The sequence below is a fragment of the Serratia sp. H1w genome, assembly GCF_000633355.1.
Classification (GTDB): Bacteria; Pseudomonadota; Gammaproteobacteria; order Enterobacterales; family Enterobacteriaceae; genus Chania.
Map to the genome: position 1 here is coordinate 35,528 of NZ_AYMQ01000013.1, position 18,659 is coordinate 54,186.

Consider the following 18,659-nt stretch of genomic DNA (forward strand, 5'->3'; position numbering starts at 1 on the left):
GAAACAGACATCGAATAAATCCCTTTCTCGTCGGGCTAACGACGCGGGAGGGATTTTTTTTTGCTACCGCCCAAGCGTCCGGCTACGGGCGAACCGTTGAAAAATGAGGGTAAATATGAGTACCTTAGGCCATCAGCCCGATAATTCCTTAGTGTCCAACGCCTTTGGTTTCCTGCGCTTTCCGCTGAACTTTATGCCTTACGACAGCGATGCAGAGTGGGTGATCACCGGTGTTCCCTTCGATATGGCGACCTCTGGCCGTGCCGGTGGGCGTCACGGTCCTGCCGCTATCCGCCAGGTCTCTACCAATCTGGCCTGGGAAGGGGCGCGTTGGCCGTGGGGCTTTGATCTGCGCGAACGCCTGAACGTGGTCGATTGTGGTGACGTCGTATTCAACTTTGGCGACGCCCAGGATATGAGCGACAAGCTGCAGGCGCACGCAGAAAAACTGCTGGCAGCCGGTAAGCGCATGCTCTCTTTCGGCGGCGATCACTTTGTTACGCTGCCGCTGTTGCGCGCGCATGCCAAACATTTTGGTAAAATGGCACTGGTGCATTTCGATGCCCATACCGATACCTACGCCAACGGCAGCCAGTTTGACCACGGCACCATGTTCTTCCATGCGCCGAACGAAGGCCTGATCGATCCAAACCATTCCGTGCAGATCGGGATCCGTACCGAGTTCGATCGTGACAACGGCTTCACCGTGCTGGATGCTGCCCAGGTCAACGATCGTGGTGTGGACGATCTGCTGACGCAGATCAAACAGATCGTCGGCGATATGCCAGTTTATCTGACCTTTGATATCGACTGCCTGGATCCGGCTTTCGCTCCTGGTACCGGCACCCCGGTGATCGGCGGCCTGACCTCCGGTCGTGCGCTGAAACTGGTGCGTGGCATGCAGTCGCTGAACATCGTCGGCATGGATGTGGTAGAAGTGGCTCCGGCATACGACCAGTCAGAGATCACTGCGCTGGCCGCAGCGACGCTAGGTCTGGAAATGCTGTATCTACAAGCTGCGAAAAAGCAGGCTTAAACCTTAAAAAGCCAGACGTAGGGGCGCTGCATGCTGCGCCCGTCCAGAGCCCCTACATGACGAGCCTTTAAAGTAATTTCGCGTTTACGGAGGAACCGTGCTGACTGAATCATCTATACGCCTCAACAAATATATTAGCGAAAGCGGCATTTGTTCACGCCGTGATGCCGATCGTTATATCGAACAGGGTAATGTCTTTATCAATGGTAAGCGTGCAGGGCTTGGCGATCGGGTTTCCTCAGGGGACGTCGTCAAGGTTAACGGGCAACTTATCGAACCACGTAATGAAGACAACCTGATCTTTATCGCGCTGAACAAGCCGGTCGGTATCGTCAGCACCACGGAAGACGGCGAGAAAGACAATATTGTCGATTTCGTCAACCACAGCACCCGCGTCTTCCCGATCGGGCGGTTGGATAAAGACTCTCAAGGGTTGATCTTCCTGACCAACCACGGCGATCTGGTCAACAAGATCCTGCGTGCCGGTAACGATCACGAGAAAGAATACCTGGTTACGGTCAACAAGCCGGTGACTGACGACTTTATCCGTGGTTTAGGTGCCGGAGTGCCGATGCTGGGCACGGTGACCAAAAAATGTAAGGTCAAGAAAGAAGCGCCTTTTGTGTTCCGTATTGTGTTGGTGCAGGGGCTTAACCGCCAGATCCGCCGCATGTGTGAACATTTTGGTTACGAGGTGACCAAGTTGGAGCGCACCCGTATCATGAACGTTGGCCTGTCTGGGCTGCCGTTAGGCGAATGGCGTGATTTGACGGACGACGAGTTGGTCGAGCTGTTTAAATTGATTGAAGACTCCTCCTCAGAAGCCAAACCGGCCAAGAAAGCCGCCAAACCTGCGGTGAAAAAACCGGCCAGCAGCGGGCAGAAAGCTGCGGATAAACCAAGCAGTAACGCCCCGGCGCGTAAGCGTTTTGCTCAACCGGGACGTAAAAAGAAAGGGCGTTAAGCTGCCCCTCACCCTAACCCTCTCCCACAGGAGAGGGATAGAATGTGCCACATGTTAACTAGTGCATTCGTGCTCGGCATTAATCCTGCTACATATCACCTCCGTACCTGAATCCGACTCCGGGCTAGCCCCCTCTCCCCGAATCCATGCTCATGAAATCCCTCATCTTTGCATCGGGAGAGGGTTGGGATGAGGGGAAACCATGACCGTCTCATTAATGCGCGCTAAGCCGGTTCCAGTCTCTTTTTCTTGGTTTCACCCCTAGTGCATTTTTTCGTGATCCACTCCGCAGTTGTAACTTTAAAATAACCAATAATTAACATTCTGCCCGTTGCTGACTTGACGAAAGATTCGCCATACCTATAGTGACTGTATTAAATAAGAAACTGAGTTTCATATATGAAACAATCAGATAGAGGACAGAAGCAATGAGCTGGAAGAACGTGTGCGAAGTGTCTCAGGTTAAAGAAGATTTTCCTTTCTCCGCCAACGTTGAGGGAAAAGAGGTCGGCGTTTATTTGATCGACGGTCAATATTACGCGCTGGAAGACGTCTGCCCGCATGCCTATGCCTTGCTCAGCCAGGGGTTTGTTGATGACGGAAAAGTGGAATGTCCACTGCACGAAGCGGTGTTCGATGTGCGTAGCGGCCAATGCTTGCGCGAACCCGGTGGCCGTGATCTGCAAACCTACCCTACCCGGGTGATCGATAACCAAATCCAAATCACCTTTATCGCGGAGGAATAAGCATGCAGCACATTACCGATTTCAACCCTTGGCTGCCGGATACCCAACAGGTGATCCCGGCGCGTGAAGGCGGCAACGGCCAGATCCACCAACCTGGCCAGTTTCAGAATGTGATCTGGCAAACCCGGGCGCGCGTGCCGGACGGGTTTGAAAGCGCGCTGGTGGCCGCGCTGGAAGAGATCTTCGAACAGGGAGCGGAAGAGCTGGATCAGGTGGTTAGCGCGCTTAATCAGCGCCGCCTGTTCGATCGTAGCGGCCAGCCCTGGAATGAAGCCGCATTCCGCGAATTCCTACACGTTAACGGTTTCTGAGCCGCACAGGGAGAAGGACAATGACAGCAAATACAACATCCTCCGCGCAGACAGTACAGGATTATCTGGATCAGGGCCTGCGCGGCATGTGGTATCCGGTATTAGCCAGTTGGGAAGTAGGTAATAACCCGGTCGGTATCACCCGCCTGGAGCAACAGATCGTGGTGTGGCGCGATAAAACAGGGGCGATCCATGCGCTGGAAGATCGTTGCCCGCATCGCGGTGCGCGCCTGTCGATGGGCTGGAACCTGGGCGATCGCATTGCCTGCTGGTATCACGGCGTTGAAGTGGGTGGCGATGGCGAGGTTAAAGATGTTCCGGCGGTAGACCGCTGCCCGTTGGTGGGGCAAAAATGCCTGCAATCTTACCCGGCCAAAGAAGCTTATGGTGCAGTGTTCCTTTATTTCGGCGTCACCGCCGATGAACAGCCTGCCGAACTGACTTTCCCGCAGGAACTGGCGAACGAGGCTGATTACAGCAACTTCCTGTGCACCGCCAGCTGGGACTGCAACTATCAATACGCATTGGAAAACGTGATGGATCCGATGCATGGCACCTACCTGCACTCCTCATCGCATTCGATGGCGGAAGGGGATCGCAAGGCCGATATGGCGCTGGAACCCACCGACAGCGGGTTTATCTTTAAAAAGAACGGCCAGATCGGCGTCAACTTTGACTGGGTAGAGTTTGGCAGCAGCGGTGCCTACTGGATGCGCCTGTCGATCCCTTACAAAAAACGCTTTGGGCCGGGCGGTCACTTCTGGATCATCGGCATGGTGGTACCGGAAGACAAAGATCACTGCCGGGTATTCTTCTGGCGTATCCGTAAAGTGAAAGACTGGCAGCGTGATGCGTGGCGCTTTATGTACCGCAACCGCCTGGAAGAACTGCACTGGGACGTACTGGAACAGGATCGCATCGTGCTGGAGAACATGGCACCGAACGCGCGCGGCCGTGAATACCTGTATCAGCATGACGTGGGCCTTTCCCGCCTACGCCGCATGATGCAGAAAGAAGCTCAGAAACAGCTGGCGACGATCCGCGAGCTGGAGGCGGCACAGTGAACGGCTTGCTGACAGGCAAACGCATCGTTGTCACCGGAGCGGCGCGTGGGCTGGGGCGCAGCTTTGCCGCTGCGGTGGCACAGGCCGGGGCCAGCGTGGTGATGTGCGATATTCTGGCGGAGGAGTTACAGGACAGCGCCGCCAGCCTGCGTGAGCAGGGAGCACAGGTCGAGGCTCAGGTTATCGATCTGGCGTCACCGCAATCCATCTCTGCGGCATTCAGTGCGATAGCACAAGGTGGCGCGATCGACGGGCTGGTGAATAATGCCGCGTTGGCGACCGGTGTCGGCGGCAAGACCATGATGGAATACGACATTGACCTGTGGGACAAGGTCATGCAGGTCAATGTGCGCGGTACCTGGCTGGTGAGTCAGGCGGCTGTGCCGCTATTGGCGCAAACGCCCCATGCCAAAATCGTCAACGTTGCTTCGGATACCGCTCTGTGGGGGGCTCCAAGATTGATGGCTTACGTAGCCAGCAAGGGCGCGATCATCTCGATGACCCGTTCCATGGCGCGCGAACTGGGGCCACAAGGGATATGCGTCAATGCCATTGCACCGGGCCTGACGCGCGTTGAGGCTACTGAGTACGTCCCGGCCGAGCGGCATCAGTTGTACGAGCAGGGCCGTGCGCTGGCAGGGGCTCAGCATCCGGACGATGTGACCGGCAGCGTGCTCTATCTGCTGTCACCGCTGGCGGATTTTGTCACCGGCCAACTGATACCGGTCAACGGTGGTTTTGTGTTTAACTGACCGCCTGACGGATAGGCAAACATTTAGGAGCAGCACATGGCAGACGATCAAGCGTGTAAATATCTGATCCCGGGGTTGGATCGCGGGTTACAACTGCTGCTGGCCTTCGGCGAGCAGCATAAGGAAATGACCTTTGCAGAATTACATCGCCTGGTCGATATGCCGAAGGCGACCGCTTACCGAGTGGTGCAAACGCTGGAACACCTGGGCTTCCTGGAGCGCAATCCGCGTACCAACACCTTTGCGTTGGGGATCAAAGTGCTGCGTCTGGGCTTTGAATATATCGCCTCGCTGGACGTTGCTCAGGCTGGTCAGCCGGTGATCGAGCAACTGCGCGATCGCAGTCAGTGCAGCAGCCATCTGGCGATCCGTGATGGGCATGACGTGATCTATATTGCCCGCGTCAGCGCCGCGGGATCGCAGATCAATCAGGTCAGCGTGGGCACCCGTTTACCGGCACATCGCACTTCGCTTGGCCGCATGCTGCTGACCAGCACCAGCCGGGAAGAGTTTGAACGCCTGTTCCCACATGATGCTTTACCCGATGCGGCACCGGGGACACCGGCCAATCGCGAAGCGTTGTGGCAGATGGTGCAGCAGGACAAGGCGCGCGGCTATGTGATTGGCGAATCCTTCTTCCGCCATGGCATTTCCTCGATCGTCTATCCGATCTTTAACCGCGAACAGCGGGTGGAGGCGGTGATCAGCATTATGGTGCCGTCTGATGAGATCCCGAAGGAGGATCGCGAACGGTTACGCATGGAAGTCCGGGATGCCGCAGTGAAAATTTCCGGGCTGCTGGGTGCGCCACCGCAGGCTAACGTCGGCTAACTTTGTTGTCTGGGCGAAGCTACTCGCCCTTTACCCATTAACTCAGGCAGGGATAAAACCCATGAAATTCATGGGCCGGGGTCGATCATGCCTGAAAAACGCATTCAGCGAAAACGTGAGGCACAATAATGAGCATAACCGGAATCGAAAAGCTGGAATTTGGCGTTGAAGATCTGCCAACGTGCGAAAAGTTTATGCAGGACTTCGGCCTGCAACCGACGCTGCAACATTGGGGTGAGCCGCGTCGCGAATTTACCACCTTGAGTGGCGCTAGCGTGGTGCTATATCCGCAGGACAGCGAGGTCTTACCGGCTGCGTTTGAAGCGGGTTCAACCCTACGCCGCATGACCTGGGCGGTAGAAAGCCCAGCCGCGCTGGCTGCGTTGCAACCGAAGTTGGCGCAGATGCCCGGTTTCCGCCAGGTAGGCGAAGAGCTGGAATGCCGCGATCCCAACGGCATGACGCTGCGCTTTGTCGTCAGCGCACAACGGGCGGTGGATCTGCCGGTTTCACCGATCAACCAATGGGGCGATGTGCGCCGTATCGATCAGCCTAGCCCGGTTTATGCCAAGGCTGAGCCGGTCAATATCGGCCACGTGGTGTTCTTCGTTGAGGATCTGGCCGCTACCGAGCGTTTCTACTGTGATCTACTCGGTTTCCAGGTTTCCGATCGCTATATCGATCGTGCCGTGTTCCTGCGAACCCAGGCGCGCGGCGGCCATCACAACCTGTTCCTGCTGAAGCTGCCTAATCGCCCACGGGGTCTGAACCACGTTGCCTTCACCGTGCGCGATATCCATGAAGTGATCGGCGGCGGCATCGCGATGAATAAAGAGCACTGGAGCACCTTTATTGGCCCGGGCCGTCACCCGATCTCCTCGGCCTATTTCTGGTACGTCAACAGCCCGACCGGCGGCGCCTTTGAGTACTACACCAACGATGATTACCTGACGGGAAACTGGCAGCCGCGTGAGCTGGAGCATTCGCTGGTGTCGTTTACCGAATGGGCGGTCGAAGGGGGCATCGATCACGATACCCGCCGTCAGCATAAGAAACCGGGGGCGGTATGAGCCAACCAACCCGTGCAGGGATTGTCATTATCGGCGGCGGTCAGGCCGGGGGATGGGCGGCGAAAACGCTGCGTGACCGTGGTTACACCGGCAAGCTGACGGTGGTCAGTGACGAACCTTATGATTTTTACGAACGCCCACCGCTTTCCAAGGCGGCACTGCTGGATGGCAATGCGCCACTCAGCCGTCTGTTCAGCGAAGACGTTGTTGCCGCCATGAATATCGATTGGCATCGCCCGCTGCGTGCTGAGGCCATCGACGGGCAACAACAGATCGTCACGCTCAGCGACGGCAGCCAGTTGCAGTTCGATCAACTGCTGATCGCTACAGGCGGTCGGCCACGCCTGCCGGATGCCAACTGGGCCAAGCACCCGCGAGTGATGACTTTGCGATCCTGGGATGATGCAGCCCGCCTGCGCCAGAGCTTACAGCAATGCCGCAAACTGGCGATCGTCGGTGGCGGCTGGATCGGGCTGGAGATCGCCGCCTCGGCCCGCAAGCTGGGTGTCGAAGTGACGGTGTTTGAACGTCAACCCGCATTGTGCATGCGCAGCGTAGGGGCTGACGTTTCCCAGGCGTTGTTGGAATTACATCAGCAACAAGGCGTCACCGTGCATTGCGACTGCGGCGACATCACGCTCGAAGATCGTAATGGTGAAACCTGGATTAGCAGCACCAGCAGCGTCGCACAACCCTTCGGTCTGGTGGTCGTCGGCATTGGCGTTGAACTGAATCTGGAACTGGCACACAGCGCCGGGCTGCGCCTTGAAGGCGGCATTGTCGTCGATGGGCAAGGTCGCACCAGCCATCCGGCCATTTTTGCCGCGGGCGATGTCGCGCGCCATCCCACTCTCGGCCTGTGCCTGCAATCCTGGGCTTACGCACAGAATCAGGCAATCAGCACCGCCTGCGCGATGTTGGATGCGTTTGCCGCGCCTTACGATGATGTGGCCTGGCTGTGGTCGGATCAATACGACGCCAATATCCAAATCCTCGGTGTCCCTACCGGCGGTGTTCATCAAATCGTGCGCCGCACACCGCAGTCACAGCTGTTCTTCACCCTGAATGCCGATCGGCAACTGGTGCAATTGGTGGCATTTAACGATGCCCGCACCATCAAGCTGGGCAAACGCTGGCTGGCCAGCGGCCGGGTACTGGATCCGCAGCAGCTGGCGGATGTGGAATTTTCTCTGATGGCGTTGAAATAACGCCCGACCTGAAGGGAGCGTTTTATGACTACGCAAGATATTGACGCCCGCAGCGGTCGGGTGGGGGAGGCTGTTGCCGAAAATTCGCCGACCAGCGTGCGTTGGTCGGTGCCGGCAGCCCTGTTTGCCTGCGTGTTGCTGGCGTTTTTCGACAAGATCAGCATCGCTGCACTGTTTTCCGACCACGAGTTTCAGCAGGCGATGGGCATCGGTTTTGATCCCACTCGGCTCGGGTTGCTGATGAGTGCTTTTCTGTTTTCCTACGGCTTCTCTTCGATGTTGCTGAGCGGCATCGGTGATCGGCTCAATCCGGTCAAAGTGCTGATTGGCATGATGGTGACCTGGGGCGTGCTGATGGTGCTGATGGGCATGACGCGTTCTTATCACACCATGATGACGCTGCGTATCCTGTTGGGCATCGCCGAAGGGCCGCTGCTGCCAATGGCTTATGCCATCGTACGCCAGGCTTTCCCGCAGCGTCTCCAGGCGCGGGCTACCATGCTGTGGCTGTTGGGAACGCCGATTGGCGCGGCGCTGGGCTTCCCGGTCACGCTGTTCATCCTCAGCCGCTTTAACTGGGAAACCACCTTCTTCTTTATGGCATTCCTGACCGTGCCGGTAATGCTGCTGGTGCTGTTTGGCATGCGTCACCTCAACATCGCGCGTCCAGCGGCCAGCACGACCAGTAAACCGGCGGTAGCCGAGCGCAAGCAGCTACGTCGTGAGCTGTTCCGTACCCCGCACTTCTGGATGATTTGCCTGTTTAACATCGCGTTTCTCACCTATCTGTGGGGAATGAACGGTTGGCTACCGAGCTATCTGATCGAAGGTAAAGGTATTCATCTGGAGCACGCCGGATACCTGTCGTCACTGCCGTTTATTGCCATGTTACTTGGTGAGGTGGTGGGGGCGTGGCTGTCGGACAAAATGGATCGTCGTGCGCTGGCTTGCTTTATCTCGCTATGCGGTGCCGGGATCGGCTTGGCGGTGGTGCTGCATATGCAAGGCACCTACAGCGTGATTGCCGCCATGTCCTTCAGCACCTTCATGTGGGGAGCTGGGGCACCAAACATCTTCGCGCTGCTGGCCAAAGCAACCAGTAGCCGGGTGAGTGCCACCGCTGGCGGGGTATTTAACGGATTGGGTAATTTTGCCGGCGCGTTGGCACCGGTGCTGATGGGGGCGTTGATCGCCGCCACCGGCAATATGGATAACGGTTTGCTGTTCCTGGTGGTGATGGCCTTTGTCGGCTGCGCCATTCTGCTGCCGTTACTGAAGAAGTATTGATGCAACGAAGGAGAGACAACATGTCCCAGGTTGAGAATAAAGCCGGCATCAAGCCGCAGGATCTGACGATGGAAAAGTGGGTGGAATCGCGTATCGCCCGTTTTGAAGGCCGTAAATATGACTGGAACGCGCTGAAGTTCCAGGCCGATTACGATCCGAAGTACCGCCGTGCGCAGATGCGCTATATCGGCACCGGTGCTACCGGCGTGGTGAGCGACACCAACACCATTCCGGCGGGGAACTTTACCTTCTCCACCATGGTGCTGCCGTCGAAATGTGAGGGGCCGCTGCACCTGCATGACGACGTGGAAGAAGTGTTCTTCATGCTGAAAGGCAAAATCACGCTGATGATCCAGGACGGTGAAGAGTATTACGAAACCATCCTGAAAGAGCGCGACCTGATTTCGGTTCCGGCCGGGATTTATCGTGGCCTGTTCAATCACGGTGAAGAAGAAGCCCTGATGTGCGTGATGCTCGGCACCGCCAAGCCGGAAACCCCGACCTACCCGGCCGATCATCCGCTGTCGAAAGTGAAACGCAACTGATGAACGGCTTACCGGAACGCCAGCAGGCAGAGTGTGGAGGCCAGCGGCTGAGTTGGCGCGAGGCTGGGCATGGCCGGGCGGTGGTGCTGCTGCATGGCATCAGTTCCGGTTCCGCTTCGTGGGTGAAGCAGTTCAGCGATCGCGCCCTGACCGACGGCCACCGCCTGATTGCCTGGGATGCTCCGGGCTACGGCGGCAGCGCACCGTTGGCACAGTCAGAGCCAGATGCAGCCGCTTATGCCAAGGCGCTGGCGGCGCTGATCGCCGAACTGCGATTACAACAACCGCTGATCGTGGGGCACTCGCTCGGCGCGTTGATCGGCAGCGCTTATGCTGCCGCCAATCCGGATGGGCTGAGTGGCCTGGTGCTGGCCGATCCGGCGCAGGGCTATGCCACGGCACCACTGGAGAAACGCCAGCAAGTCTACGGTCAGCGCAAGCAAATGATTGAAACGCTTGGCCCGCAGGGCTACGGCGAACAGCGCGCGGCGGCACTGCTGCGTGAAGGTGCGGATCCGCAGGATATTGCTTGGGTACGCAGTGGCATGCAGCAACTCAATCCGGCCGGTTTTCTCAGTGCCGCCTGGATGCTGGCCAATGACGATATCAGCCGCTACCTGTTGCGCTATCACGGCCCGTTGCAGGTGTGGTGTGGCAGTGACGATCGCATTACGCCGCCGCAGGGGGCCGAAACGTTGGCGCAACAGCAGGATGCAACGATGCGCCTGATTGACGCGGCGGGGCATGCCAGCTATCTCGATGCACCAGCGCTGTTTAACCGTTATTTGCAGGACTTTACGGGGGCAATCCAACCATGAATTTTCAGATTGAGCGGCGGGTGGCGGTGGTCACCGGTGGATCTTCGGGGATCGGTTTTGAAACGTTGCGCTTGCTGCTGGGGGAGGGGGCGAAAGTCGCCTTCTGCGGTCGCAATCAGGACAAACTCGCCAGCGCCGAGGCCAGCCTGCGTGAAGAGTTCCCACAGGCGGAGATCTTGGCGTTGCGTTGCGACGTGCTGGATGCCGAGCAGGTTGCCAAGTTTGCCGAGCAGGTCAGCGCGCATTTTGGCGCGGTGGATATGTTGATCAACAACGCCGGACAGGGCTTTGTCGCGCATTTCGATCAGACGCCGCGTGAAGCCTGGTTACACGAAGCGGAGCTAAAACTGTTCGGAGTAATCAACCCGGTGCAGGCCTTTTTACCGGCCCTGGAGCGTTCGGATATCGCTTCAATCACCTGCGTTAACTCATTGCTGGCCCTGCAACCGGAGGAGCACATGATCGCCACCTCGGCGGCTCGTGCGGCGTTGCTCAATATGACGCTGACCTTATCCAAAGAGCTGGTGAGTAAAGGGATCCGCGTCAATTCCATCCTGCTGGGTATGGTGGAGTCAGGTCAATGGCGGCGGCGTTTTGCCGAGCGTCAGGATCAACAACAGAGCTGGGAGCAGTGGACAGCCGCGATTGCTGAACGGCGCGGTATCCCGATGGGGCGGTTGGGCAAACCGCAGGAACCGGCACGGGCGTTGCTGTTTTTAGCCTCCCCTATGGCTTCCTTCACCACCGGTGCGGCGCTGGATGTTTCCGGCGGTTTCAATCGCCATCTCTGACAGGACGAAAAAGATGAAGAAGATCATGATGATTGGCTATGGCGCGATGGCGAAAGAGGTGCTGGCGCGCCTGCCGGAAGGCGTGGAGGCCGGTTGGATCGTGGCACGGGAAAAGCACCATGCCGAGATTGAGGCCGCGTTTTCCGGGCAGGTGCAGGCATTGACTCATCCTGATCAGTGCGCGGATCAGCCTGATTTGGTGCTGGAGTGTGCCAGCCAGCAGGCGGTTGCCGAGTTTGGTGAGGCGATCGTTAAACGTGGCTGGTGGCTGGCAGTGATCTCGACGGGGGCATTGGCTGATGCCGCGTTGCAACTGCGCTTGCAGCAGGCCTGTGTTCGCCATCATGGGCGGTTGATCGTACTGTCTGGCGCGGTAGCCGGTATGGATGGTCTGGCCTCGGCGCGTGAAGGCGGGCTGGACAGCGTGACCTATCAATCCAGCAAAAGCCCGGCCAGTTGGCGTGGTAGCCAGGCGGAAAAACTGATCGATCTGGATGCCGTCAGCGAAGCAAGGGTGTTCTTTGAAGGCTCGGCCCGTGAAGCCGCACGCATGTTCCCAGCCAACGCCAACGTGGCGGCCACCATTGCGCTGCATGGCCTGGGGATGGATGCCACGCGGGTGCGTTTGCAGGTCGATCCCCATACGCAACGTAATACTCATCGCATTCAGGTATGCGGCCAGTTTGGCGAATTCAAGATTGAGCTGTGCGGCAATCCGCTGGCCAGCAACCCGAAAACGTCCACGCTGGCGGCGCTGAGTGCGGTGCAAGCCTGCCGCAGTCTGGTAGACGGTGGTTTTATTGCCTGAAAGGCAGGAGCAAAGCATGGAAACGTTAAAGATTTTTCTTGCCGGCCGCTGGTGCGAAGGGCGCGGTGAAGAGATGAGTTCGGTTTTCCCGGCGGATGGTAGCGTGAATGCTCGCCTGCGAGCGGCCAACGTCGAGGATGTGAATGAAGCGGTTGCGGCGGCAGAACAAGCCTGGCGCGCCCCTTCCTGGCGTGGATTGGTGCCACATCAGCGCGCGGCGATCCTGCATCGCGTCAGCGATTTGATTACTGAACAGGTCGATGCTCTGGCGCAGCTGCAAACCCGTGACAACGGTAAACCGCTGGCGGAAACCCGTGGTCTGGTCATGAGCGCGGCTGCTACTGCACGCTATTTTGCCGCTGCCTGCGAGGTGTTGGAGGGCGAACTGCCCACCCAGCGTAATCGTGATGTGATGACGCTGAGCCAGTATCAGCCGTTGGGCGTCATAGCGGCGATCACTCCGTGGAACTCACCGATTGCCAGTGAAATGCAGAAGGTGGCTCCGGCGTTGGCGGCAGGGAATGCGGTGGTGCTGAAACCCGCAGAGGCTACGCCACTGATGGCACTGAAACTGGCCGAACTGTTTGAACAGGCCGGTTTGCCCGCCGGACTGCTCAGCGTATTGCCGGGCAAAGGTTCGGTGATTGGTGAAGCATTGGCTCGCCATCCGTTGGTGAAAAAGATCTCTTTCACCGGCGGGACTTCCACCGGTCGTCATTTGGCCCATATCGCCGCAGAGAAACTGATCCCCACCTCGCTGGAACTGGGGGGCAAGTCGCCCACTATCGTGCTGGAAGATGCGGATCTGGAACAGGCGGCGCGTGGCATCTGTTACGGCATTTTCAGCTCGGCCGGGCAGGCATGTATCGCCGGTTCACGGCTGTTTGTACACCGCTCTCTGTACCAACCGTTACTGGCCCGTTTATGCGAGCTGACCGCCGGATTGCGTATCGGTGATCCGTTGCAGGCCGGCGTCCATCTCGGTCCGCTGATCAGCCATAAGCATCGCCAAAGCGTGGCGGATTACGTGGCCTTGGCCCAGCAGGAAGGCGGCCGGGTGTTGATTGGTGGCGAAGCGCCAGCCGATCCACAACTTGCCCAAGGCAGCTATTACCTGCCGACCATTATCGAAGGGTTGAGCAACAGCGCCCGTACCTGCCAGGAAGAGATCTTTGGCCCGGTGCTGGTGGTACTGCCGTTTGATGACGAGGCACAACTGATCGAACAGGCCAATGATTCGATCTACGGTTTGGCTGCCGGGATCTGGAGCCGTGATTTTACCCGTGCGATGGCGCTGGCGGAACAACTGGAAACCGGCACCGTCTGGATCAACACCTACAAGACATTCTCGATTTCTACCCCGTTTGGCGGTTTTAAACAAAGCGGCCTGGGGCGCGAAAAGGGCCTGCATGGTATCCAGGCCTATATGCAGCAAAAGAGTTTGTACCTGTCCCTTAGCAATCAGCCTAACCGCTGGAGCGACTAACGCACGCAACAAGACAAATAAGAAGGCAGACGATGAGCGATAAAATTACGGTTGGTGAGGCGATAGCCCGAACTCTGGAACAGTACGAAGTAGCGGCGATGTACGGCATCATCTCGATCCATAATCTGCCGATTGCCGATGCCGTTGGGCAACGCGGCGCGATCCGCTTTGTGCCAGCGCGCGGTGAGGCGGGAGCGGTGACCATGGCTGATGCCCACGGGCGTTTCTCTGGTCTGGGGGTGGCACTGACCAGCACCGGTGCCGGGGCCGGTAACGCGGTCGGTGCGATGATTGAGGCACTGAATGCCAACACGCCGCTGTTGCATATCACCGGACAGGTTGAGAAAGCCTATCTGGATGCTGATGCCGGGTTTATCCACGAAACCAAGGATCAGCTTGGCTTTTTACGTGCCTGTTCGAAACAGGCTTACCGGGTGAACTCGCCGGAGCAGGCAGTGGCGGTGATCCAACGCGCTATTCTGGATGCGCAGACCGTGCCTTATGGCCCGGTGGCAGTAGAGATCCCGATCGATATTCAGAACAGCCTGATCCCGGCCAACCTGGTAGGGAAGGTTGTGGCACCTCCAGCGCTGCCTGCTGCCGATGCTGCTGCGGTTGAACGTTTATATCAACTGGTGAAACGTGCCAAACGTCCACTGCTATGGGTGGGGGGCGGAGCGTTGGCCTGCCGTGAGGCGGTTAAACAGTTGGCGGATGCCGGTGTGGTGGTGATTTCCAGCACCCATGGGCGTGGGATTTTACCGGATAGCCATCCGCGCAGCCTGCGGGCTTTCCATAACTCGCCAAGCGTTGAAGCGATCCTGACGCAGTGTGATTTGACGCTGGTGGCCGGTTCCCGCCTGCGGAGTAATGAAACCCGCACCTGGTCGCTGCCTCTGCCACGCCCGCTGGTGCAGATTGATATCGATCCGGCGGCGGCCAACCGTAATTATCTGGCGGATGAACAGGTTTATGGCGACTGTTCCGCCTTGCTGAGCGCGTTGGCGGCACGTCTGGCACCTGGTGAGAAGGTTAATGCCGAGTGGGATGCCGAGATTGGCCGTGCGGTACAACTGGCGGAAACGGCGCTGCGCCAGCAGTCGGGTGAATACGCCAAACTGAACGACGCTATCGCCGCTGCGCTGCCGCAGGATGGCTTGTTGGTGCGTGATATCACCGTTTCTGGCAGCGTGTGGGGCAGCCGTCTGTTCCGGGCTATCTCGCCTTTATGCAATATTCACTCGTTGGCCGGGGCCATCGGCATGGGTTTACCGATGGCGATCGGCACGGCCATTGCCAACCCACAGCGTAAAGTGGTTGGTCTGGTTGGGGACGGCGGTTTGGCGCTTGGCCTGGGGGAATTGGCCACTATGGCGCAGGAGCAGGCCAATATCATCTTGCTGATCATGAACGACGGAGGTTATGGCGTGATGCGTGGCATTCAGGATAAGTATTTCGCCGGACGCCAGTACTATAACGAATTGCACACCCCGGCATTCTGCCAGGTGGCCGAAGCCATGGGCCTGAAAGCCTGGAAAGTGAGTGATGCTGCGCAGTTTGGCGGCGTGCTGGCGGAGGCAATAAATTACCCGGGGCCATCGGTAGTTGAAGTTGATATGAAAAGCGTCGGGCCATTAACCTTTGCTGGCCCGCCGCAGAAGCTGTACTGATTGCTTACTGTAATACCCTCTCTCTGTGGAGAGAGGGCATCAAGACTTACTTCCCTGCCGCGATACGATCGCGAATGTGCTTGGCACGGGCTTCAGAAGTTGGGTGGCTGTCAAACATGCTGCTTTCGCGGCCCGCGTCCAATTTCGCCAGTTTATCGAAACTGGTGGCCAGGCCCGCTGGATTGATACCGCGTTTTTTCAGCAGCTCGAACGAATAATCGTCCGCATCGCTTTCCTGTTTCTGTGAGAACTGGGCATTAACCAGTTTTTCACCCAGATCGGCCAACTGTGACTGGGACAGTGAAGCCGCTACGCCGCCAGCCGAAGCTGCTGCGGTACGTACCGCTACGGTGCCGTAGGCAACCTGCATGGCTTTACGCGTGTGGCCCAACGCCACGTGGCCCATTTCATGGCCCAGCACGCCTTCGACTTCGTTATCGTCCATCATGTCCATCAGGCCGCTGTATACGCGGATGCAGCCGTTGGCCATCGCCCAGGCGTTGACATCTTTGGTCAGGTAGACCTTGTAGTTTGCAGGGGTTCCGTTGATATTATCACCCAGTGCCGCGGCAATTTTGTTCAGACGTTTGGTATAGTCGCTGCTTGCCGGTGCGATTTGTTCCTGGCTATCCACTTCTGCACAGGATTTATCACTCAGGGCCTTGACGTCGTTATCGCTCAGCGTGGCCGCTTGGTATGCCTGGGCGCCAGATTGCAGTAGGGTATCGGTGTTGAGGTTCTGACAGCCGCTCAACAGAGCCGTAATACTTAATGCAATCAAGGTGGTACGGATTTTCATAAGTCTATCGTCCTGTGATAGTAAAGGGAGTTTGGTACTGTGGTCTGCTGCCAATAATTCCGTGCATAGCCTAGTGTACGACGGACTTGGTCGAAATAGCTATATTCCGAAATGTGTCCCGAACGTGCTCAATAGTGATGAACTCGCTCTCATTTGGTATTAGGGATTGCTGTTTCAATGCCGAGTCTGAGAAAATAGAAATCTTGATCGCTTTTTTAATCCGACCTGGAGTAAAACATGTCCTCTCGTAAAGAGCTTGCCAACGCCATCCGCGCACTCAGTATGGACGCCGTTCAAAAAGCAAATTCCGGCCACCCGGGCGCCCCTATGGGCATGGCAGATATCGCCGAAGTCCTGTGGCGTGACTACCTGAACCACAACCCTACCAACCCACACTGGGCCGATCGTGACCGTTTCGTACTGTCTAACGGCCATGGTTCCATGCTGATTTACAGCTTGCTGCACCTTACCGGTTACGATCTGCCGATGAGCGAGCTGGAAAACTTCCGCCAACTGCATTCCAAAACTCCGGGTCACCCGGAATACGGTTATACCCCAGGCGTGGAAACCACCACTGGCCCACTGGGTCAAGGTATCGCCAACGCCATCGGTTTTGCCATTGCCGAACGCACCCTGGCCGCGCAGTTCAACCGCCCAGGCCACGACATTGTTGACCACCATACCTACGCCTTTATGGGCGATGGCTGCATGATGGAAGGCATCTCTCACGAAGTCTGTTCCCTGGCCGGCACCATGAAGCTGGGCAAACTGACCGCGTTCTATGATGACAACGGCATCTCCATCGATGGCCACGTTGAAGGTTGGTTCACCGACGATACCGCCAAGCGTTTCGAAGCCTATGGCTGGCACGTGGTGCGTGGTGTTGACGGCCACAACAGCGACTCCATCAAAGCAGCGATCGAAGAAGCGCATAAAGTTACCGACAAACCTTCCCTGCTGATGTGCAAAACCGTGATTGGTTTTGGTTCTCCACACAAAGCGGGCACCCATGATTCCCACGGTGCACCACTGGGCGCAGCTGAAGTTGCGGCTACCCGTGAAGCGTTGGGCTGGAAATATGCTGCCTTCGAAATTCCACAGGACATCTATGCCCAGTGGGATGCCAAAGAAGCCGGTAAGGCCAAAGAAGCTGCCTGGAACGAGAAACTGGCTGCCTACGCCAAAGCCTTCCCAGAACTGGCCGCAGAGTTCAAACGCCGTATGAACGGTGAACTGCCAGCCAACTGGCAAGCGGAAGCGAAGAAATTCGTAGAGCAATTGCAGGCTAACCCGGCCAACATTGCCAGCCGTAAAGCATCACAGAACTCGCTGGAAGCCTTCGGCAAACTGCTGCCAGAATTCCTCGGCGGCTCTGCAGACCTGGCACCAAGCAACCTGACCATGTGGTCTGGCTCCAAGTCTCTGGGTGATGATCTGGCGGGTAACTATATCCACTACGGCGTGCGCGAATTCGGCATGACCGCCATCACCAATGGTATCGCGCTGCACGGTGGTTTCCTGCCGTACTCTGCGACCTTCCTGATGTTTGTGGAATACGCGCGTAACGCAGTGCGTATGGCTGCGCTGATGAAAATCCGCAACGTATTCGTCTACACCCACGACTCTATCGGTCTGGGCGAAGATGGCCCGACGCACCAGCCGGTTGAGCAGTTGGCCAGCCTGCGCGTGACCCCGAACATGAGCACCTGGCGTCCTTGTGACCAGGTCGAGTCGGCTATCGCCTGGCAGTACGGTATCGAACGCAACGATGGCCCAACCACGCTGGTGTTCTCCCGTCAGAACCTGACCCAGCAGCCGCGTACCGCCGAGCAACTGGCGAACGTCTATCGCGGTGGTTATGTGCTGAAAGACTGCGCAGGCACTCCGGACGTGATCCTGATTGCTACCGGTTCTGAAGTGGGCATCACCGTAGAAGCGGCCGACAAGCTGACCGCCGAAGGGCGTAAAGTCCGTGTGGTCTCCATGCCATCTACCGATGCTTTCGACAAACAAGATGCGGCCTACCGTGAATCTGTGCTGCCAGCGGCAGTTTCTGCTCGCGTAGCGGTGGAAGCGGGTATCGCCGATTACTGGTACAAGTATGTTGGCCTGAACGGCGCTATCGTGGGTATGACTACCTTCGGTGAGTCTGCTCCGGCAGAGCAATTGTTCAAAGAGTTCGGCTTCACCGTCGACAACGTGGTAGCCAAGGCTAACGCGCTGGTGAAATAAGTTCGCCACTCAGCTTTAACTGTAATAAGGGGCGATGAATCGCCCCTTATTTTTCCTCGCCCATAAACCTCTCTCTATCCACCGCTCATGCAACATTAAGAAATCCTTAATGATTGAATAATCATGGCAGTTATTGCCCAAAAATTGCCCAGCATCACAAAACAGCAACATAGCCAATTAACGGCGTTGCTTAACGCCCTTCATTGGCGATATGTTAATTTTTGGTTTTCTAAATGTAACC

Annotated in this window: 18 protein-coding genes; 17 read left to right on the forward strand and 1 reads right to left on the reverse strand. The window is 57.3% G+C overall.

The genetic code is table 11. The annotated features are described in order from the left end of the window. The first annotated feature begins 115 nt into the window (after positions 1-115). From speB to U869_RS0102875, 16 genes are all read left to right on the forward strand, one after another. Positions 116-1,036, forward strand: coding sequence for an agmatinase (gene speB / locus U869_RS0102800; RefSeq protein WP_025123073.1), 921 nt, complete (start codon positions 116-118; stop codon positions 1,034-1,036). Between the two features lie 97 nt (positions 1,037-1,133). Then, positions 1,134-2,000 (forward strand): 23S rRNA pseudouridine(2604) synthase RluF, encoded by an 867-nt coding sequence (gene rluF / locus U869_RS0102805; RefSeq protein WP_025123074.1) that lies wholly within the window; start codon positions 1,134-1,136, stop codon positions 1,998-2,000. 428 nt (positions 2,001-2,428) lie between these two features. Continuing rightward, on the forward strand, positions 2,429-2,746 hold the full coding sequence (locus U869_RS0102810) for a non-heme iron oxygenase ferredoxin subunit (protein ID WP_025123075.1): 318 nt from the start codon (positions 2,429-2,431) through the stop codon (positions 2,744-2,746). 2 nt (positions 2,747-2,748) lie between these two features. Next, complete coding sequence (locus U869_RS0102815; protein WP_025123076.1) at positions 2,749-3,057, forward strand: recombinase-like helix-turn-helix domain-containing protein; 309 nt, start codon at positions 2,749-2,751, stop codon at positions 3,055-3,057. Positions 3,058-3,077: 20 nt separating this feature from the next. Continuing rightward, on the forward strand, positions 3,078-4,121 hold the full coding sequence (locus U869_RS0102820; RefSeq protein ID WP_025123077.1) for an aromatic ring-hydroxylating dioxygenase subunit alpha: 1,044 nt from the start codon (positions 3,078-3,080) through the stop codon (positions 4,119-4,121). Then, entirely contained in the window at positions 4,118-4,873 is a 756-nt protein-coding gene (locus tag U869_RS0102825; protein ID WP_025123078.1) for an SDR family oxidoreductase, read from the forward strand. Before U869_RS0102820 ends, U869_RS0102825 begins: the two co-directional genes overlap by 4 nt. 36 nt (positions 4,874-4,909) lie before the next feature. Beyond that, on the forward strand, positions 4,910-5,704 hold the full coding sequence (locus tag U869_RS0102830) for an IclR family transcriptional regulator (protein WP_025123079.1): 795 nt from the start codon (positions 4,910-4,912) through the stop codon (positions 5,702-5,704). A 128-nt stretch (positions 5,705-5,832) separates the two neighbouring features. Then, positions 5,833-6,774: a VOC family protein gene (locus U869_RS0102835; RefSeq protein ID WP_025123080.1), complete on the forward strand. Its 942-nt coding sequence runs from the start codon at positions 5,833-5,835 to the stop codon at positions 6,772-6,774. Continuing rightward, positions 6,771-7,982: an NAD(P)/FAD-dependent oxidoreductase gene (locus tag U869_RS0102840; RefSeq protein WP_025123081.1), complete on the forward strand. Its 1,212-nt coding sequence runs from the start codon at positions 6,771-6,773 to the stop codon at positions 7,980-7,982. Before U869_RS0102835 ends, U869_RS0102840 begins: the two co-directional genes overlap by 4 nt. 24 nt (positions 7,983-8,006) lie before the next feature. Beyond that, entirely contained in the window at positions 8,007-9,269 is a 1,263-nt protein-coding gene (locus U869_RS0102845) for an MFS transporter (RefSeq protein WP_025123082.1), read from the forward strand. Positions 9,270-9,289: 20 nt separating this feature from the next. After that, a complete protein-coding gene (locus U869_RS0102850) occupies positions 9,290-9,814 on the forward strand; it encodes a cupin domain-containing protein (protein WP_025123083.1) in 525 nt (174 codons plus the stop codon). Next, complete coding sequence (locus U869_RS0102855) at positions 9,814-10,632, forward strand: alpha/beta fold hydrolase (protein ID WP_025123084.1); 819 nt, start codon at positions 9,814-9,816, stop codon at positions 10,630-10,632. The genes U869_RS0102850 and U869_RS0102855 overlap by 1 nt, the downstream gene beginning before the upstream one ends. Continuing rightward, a complete protein-coding gene (locus tag U869_RS0102860; protein ID WP_025123085.1) occupies positions 10,629-11,423 on the forward strand; it encodes an SDR family oxidoreductase in 795 nt (264 codons plus the stop codon). The genes U869_RS0102855 and U869_RS0102860 overlap by 4 nt, the downstream gene beginning before the upstream one ends. Positions 11,424-11,436: 13 nt before the next feature. Then, positions 11,437-12,231: an aspartate dehydrogenase gene (locus U869_RS0102865; RefSeq protein ID WP_025123086.1), complete on the forward strand. Its 795-nt coding sequence runs from the start codon at positions 11,437-11,439 to the stop codon at positions 12,229-12,231. A 16-nt stretch (positions 12,232-12,247) separates the two neighbouring features. After that, positions 12,248-13,717: an aldehyde dehydrogenase gene (locus tag U869_RS0102870; RefSeq protein WP_025123087.1), complete on the forward strand. Its 1,470-nt coding sequence runs from the start codon at positions 12,248-12,250 to the stop codon at positions 13,715-13,717. A gap of 32 nt (positions 13,718-13,749) precedes the next feature. Then, positions 13,750-15,387 (forward strand): thiamine pyrophosphate-binding protein, encoded by a 1,638-nt coding sequence (locus U869_RS0102875; protein ID WP_025123088.1) that lies wholly within the window; start codon positions 13,750-13,752, stop codon positions 15,385-15,387. Positions 15,388-15,433: 46 nt separating this feature from the next. On the opposite strand, the gene U869_RS0102880 is transcribed toward U869_RS0102875, so the two are convergent. Then, complete coding sequence (locus U869_RS0102880; RefSeq protein WP_025123089.1) at positions 15,434-16,186, reverse strand: M48 family metallopeptidase; 753 nt, start codon at positions 16,184-16,186, stop codon at positions 15,434-15,436. 237 nt (positions 16,187-16,423) lie between these two features. Here U869_RS0102880 and tkt point away from each other — a divergent pair, with 237 nt between their 5' ends. Then, the gene (gene tkt, locus U869_RS0102885; protein WP_025123090.1) at positions 16,424-18,418 is read left to right on the forward strand and encodes a transketolase; all 1,995 of its coding nucleotides are present in this window, start codon (positions 16,424-16,426) and stop codon (positions 18,416-18,418) included. The last annotated feature ends 241 nt before the right edge of the window (positions 18,419-18,659 follow it).

Coding starts and splice junctions, on each gene's coding strand:
- tkt (WP_025123090.1), top strand. CDS start 16,424: ATGTCCTCTCGTAAAGAGCTTGCCAACGCCATCCGCGCACTCAGTATG.
- U869_RS0102835 (WP_025123080.1), top strand. CDS start 5,833: ATGAGCATAACCGGAATCGAAAAGCTGGAATTTGGCGTTGAAGATCTG.
- U869_RS0102815 (WP_025123076.1), top strand. CDS start 2,749: ATGCAGCACATTACCGATTTCAACCCTTGGCTGCCGGATACCCAACAG.
- U869_RS0102880 (WP_025123089.1), bottom strand. CDS start 16,186: ATGAAAATCCGTACCACCTTGATTGCATTAAGTATTACGGCTCTGTTG.
- U869_RS0102850 (WP_025123083.1), top strand. CDS start 9,290: ATGTCCCAGGTTGAGAATAAAGCCGGCATCAAGCCGCAGGATCTGACG.
- speB (WP_025123073.1), top strand. CDS start 116: ATGAGTACCTTAGGCCATCAGCCCGATAATTCCTTAGTGTCCAACGCC.
- U869_RS0102840 (WP_025123081.1), top strand. CDS start 6,771: ATGAGCCAACCAACCCGTGCAGGGATTGTCATTATCGGCGGCGGTCAG.
- U869_RS0102870 (WP_025123087.1), top strand. CDS start 12,248: ATGGAAACGTTAAAGATTTTTCTTGCCGGCCGCTGGTGCGAAGGGCGC.
- U869_RS0102865 (WP_025123086.1), top strand. CDS start 11,437: ATGAAGAAGATCATGATGATTGGCTATGGCGCGATGGCGAAAGAGGTG.
- U869_RS0102875 (WP_025123088.1), top strand. CDS start 13,750: ATGAGCGATAAAATTACGGTTGGTGAGGCGATAGCCCGAACTCTGGAA.
- U869_RS0102830 (WP_025123079.1), top strand. CDS start 4,910: ATGGCAGACGATCAAGCGTGTAAATATCTGATCCCGGGGTTGGATCGC.
- U869_RS0102845 (WP_025123082.1), top strand. CDS start 8,007: ATGACTACGCAAGATATTGACGCCCGCAGCGGTCGGGTGGGGGAGGCT.
- U869_RS0102810 (WP_025123075.1), top strand. CDS start 2,429: ATGAGCTGGAAGAACGTGTGCGAAGTGTCTCAGGTTAAAGAAGATTTT.
- U869_RS0102860 (WP_025123085.1), top strand. CDS start 10,629: ATGAATTTTCAGATTGAGCGGCGGGTGGCGGTGGTCACCGGTGGATCT.
- U869_RS0102820 (WP_025123077.1), top strand. CDS start 3,078: ATGACAGCAAATACAACATCCTCCGCGCAGACAGTACAGGATTATCTG.
- U869_RS0102855 (WP_025123084.1), top strand. CDS start 9,814: ATGAACGGCTTACCGGAACGCCAGCAGGCAGAGTGTGGAGGCCAGCGG.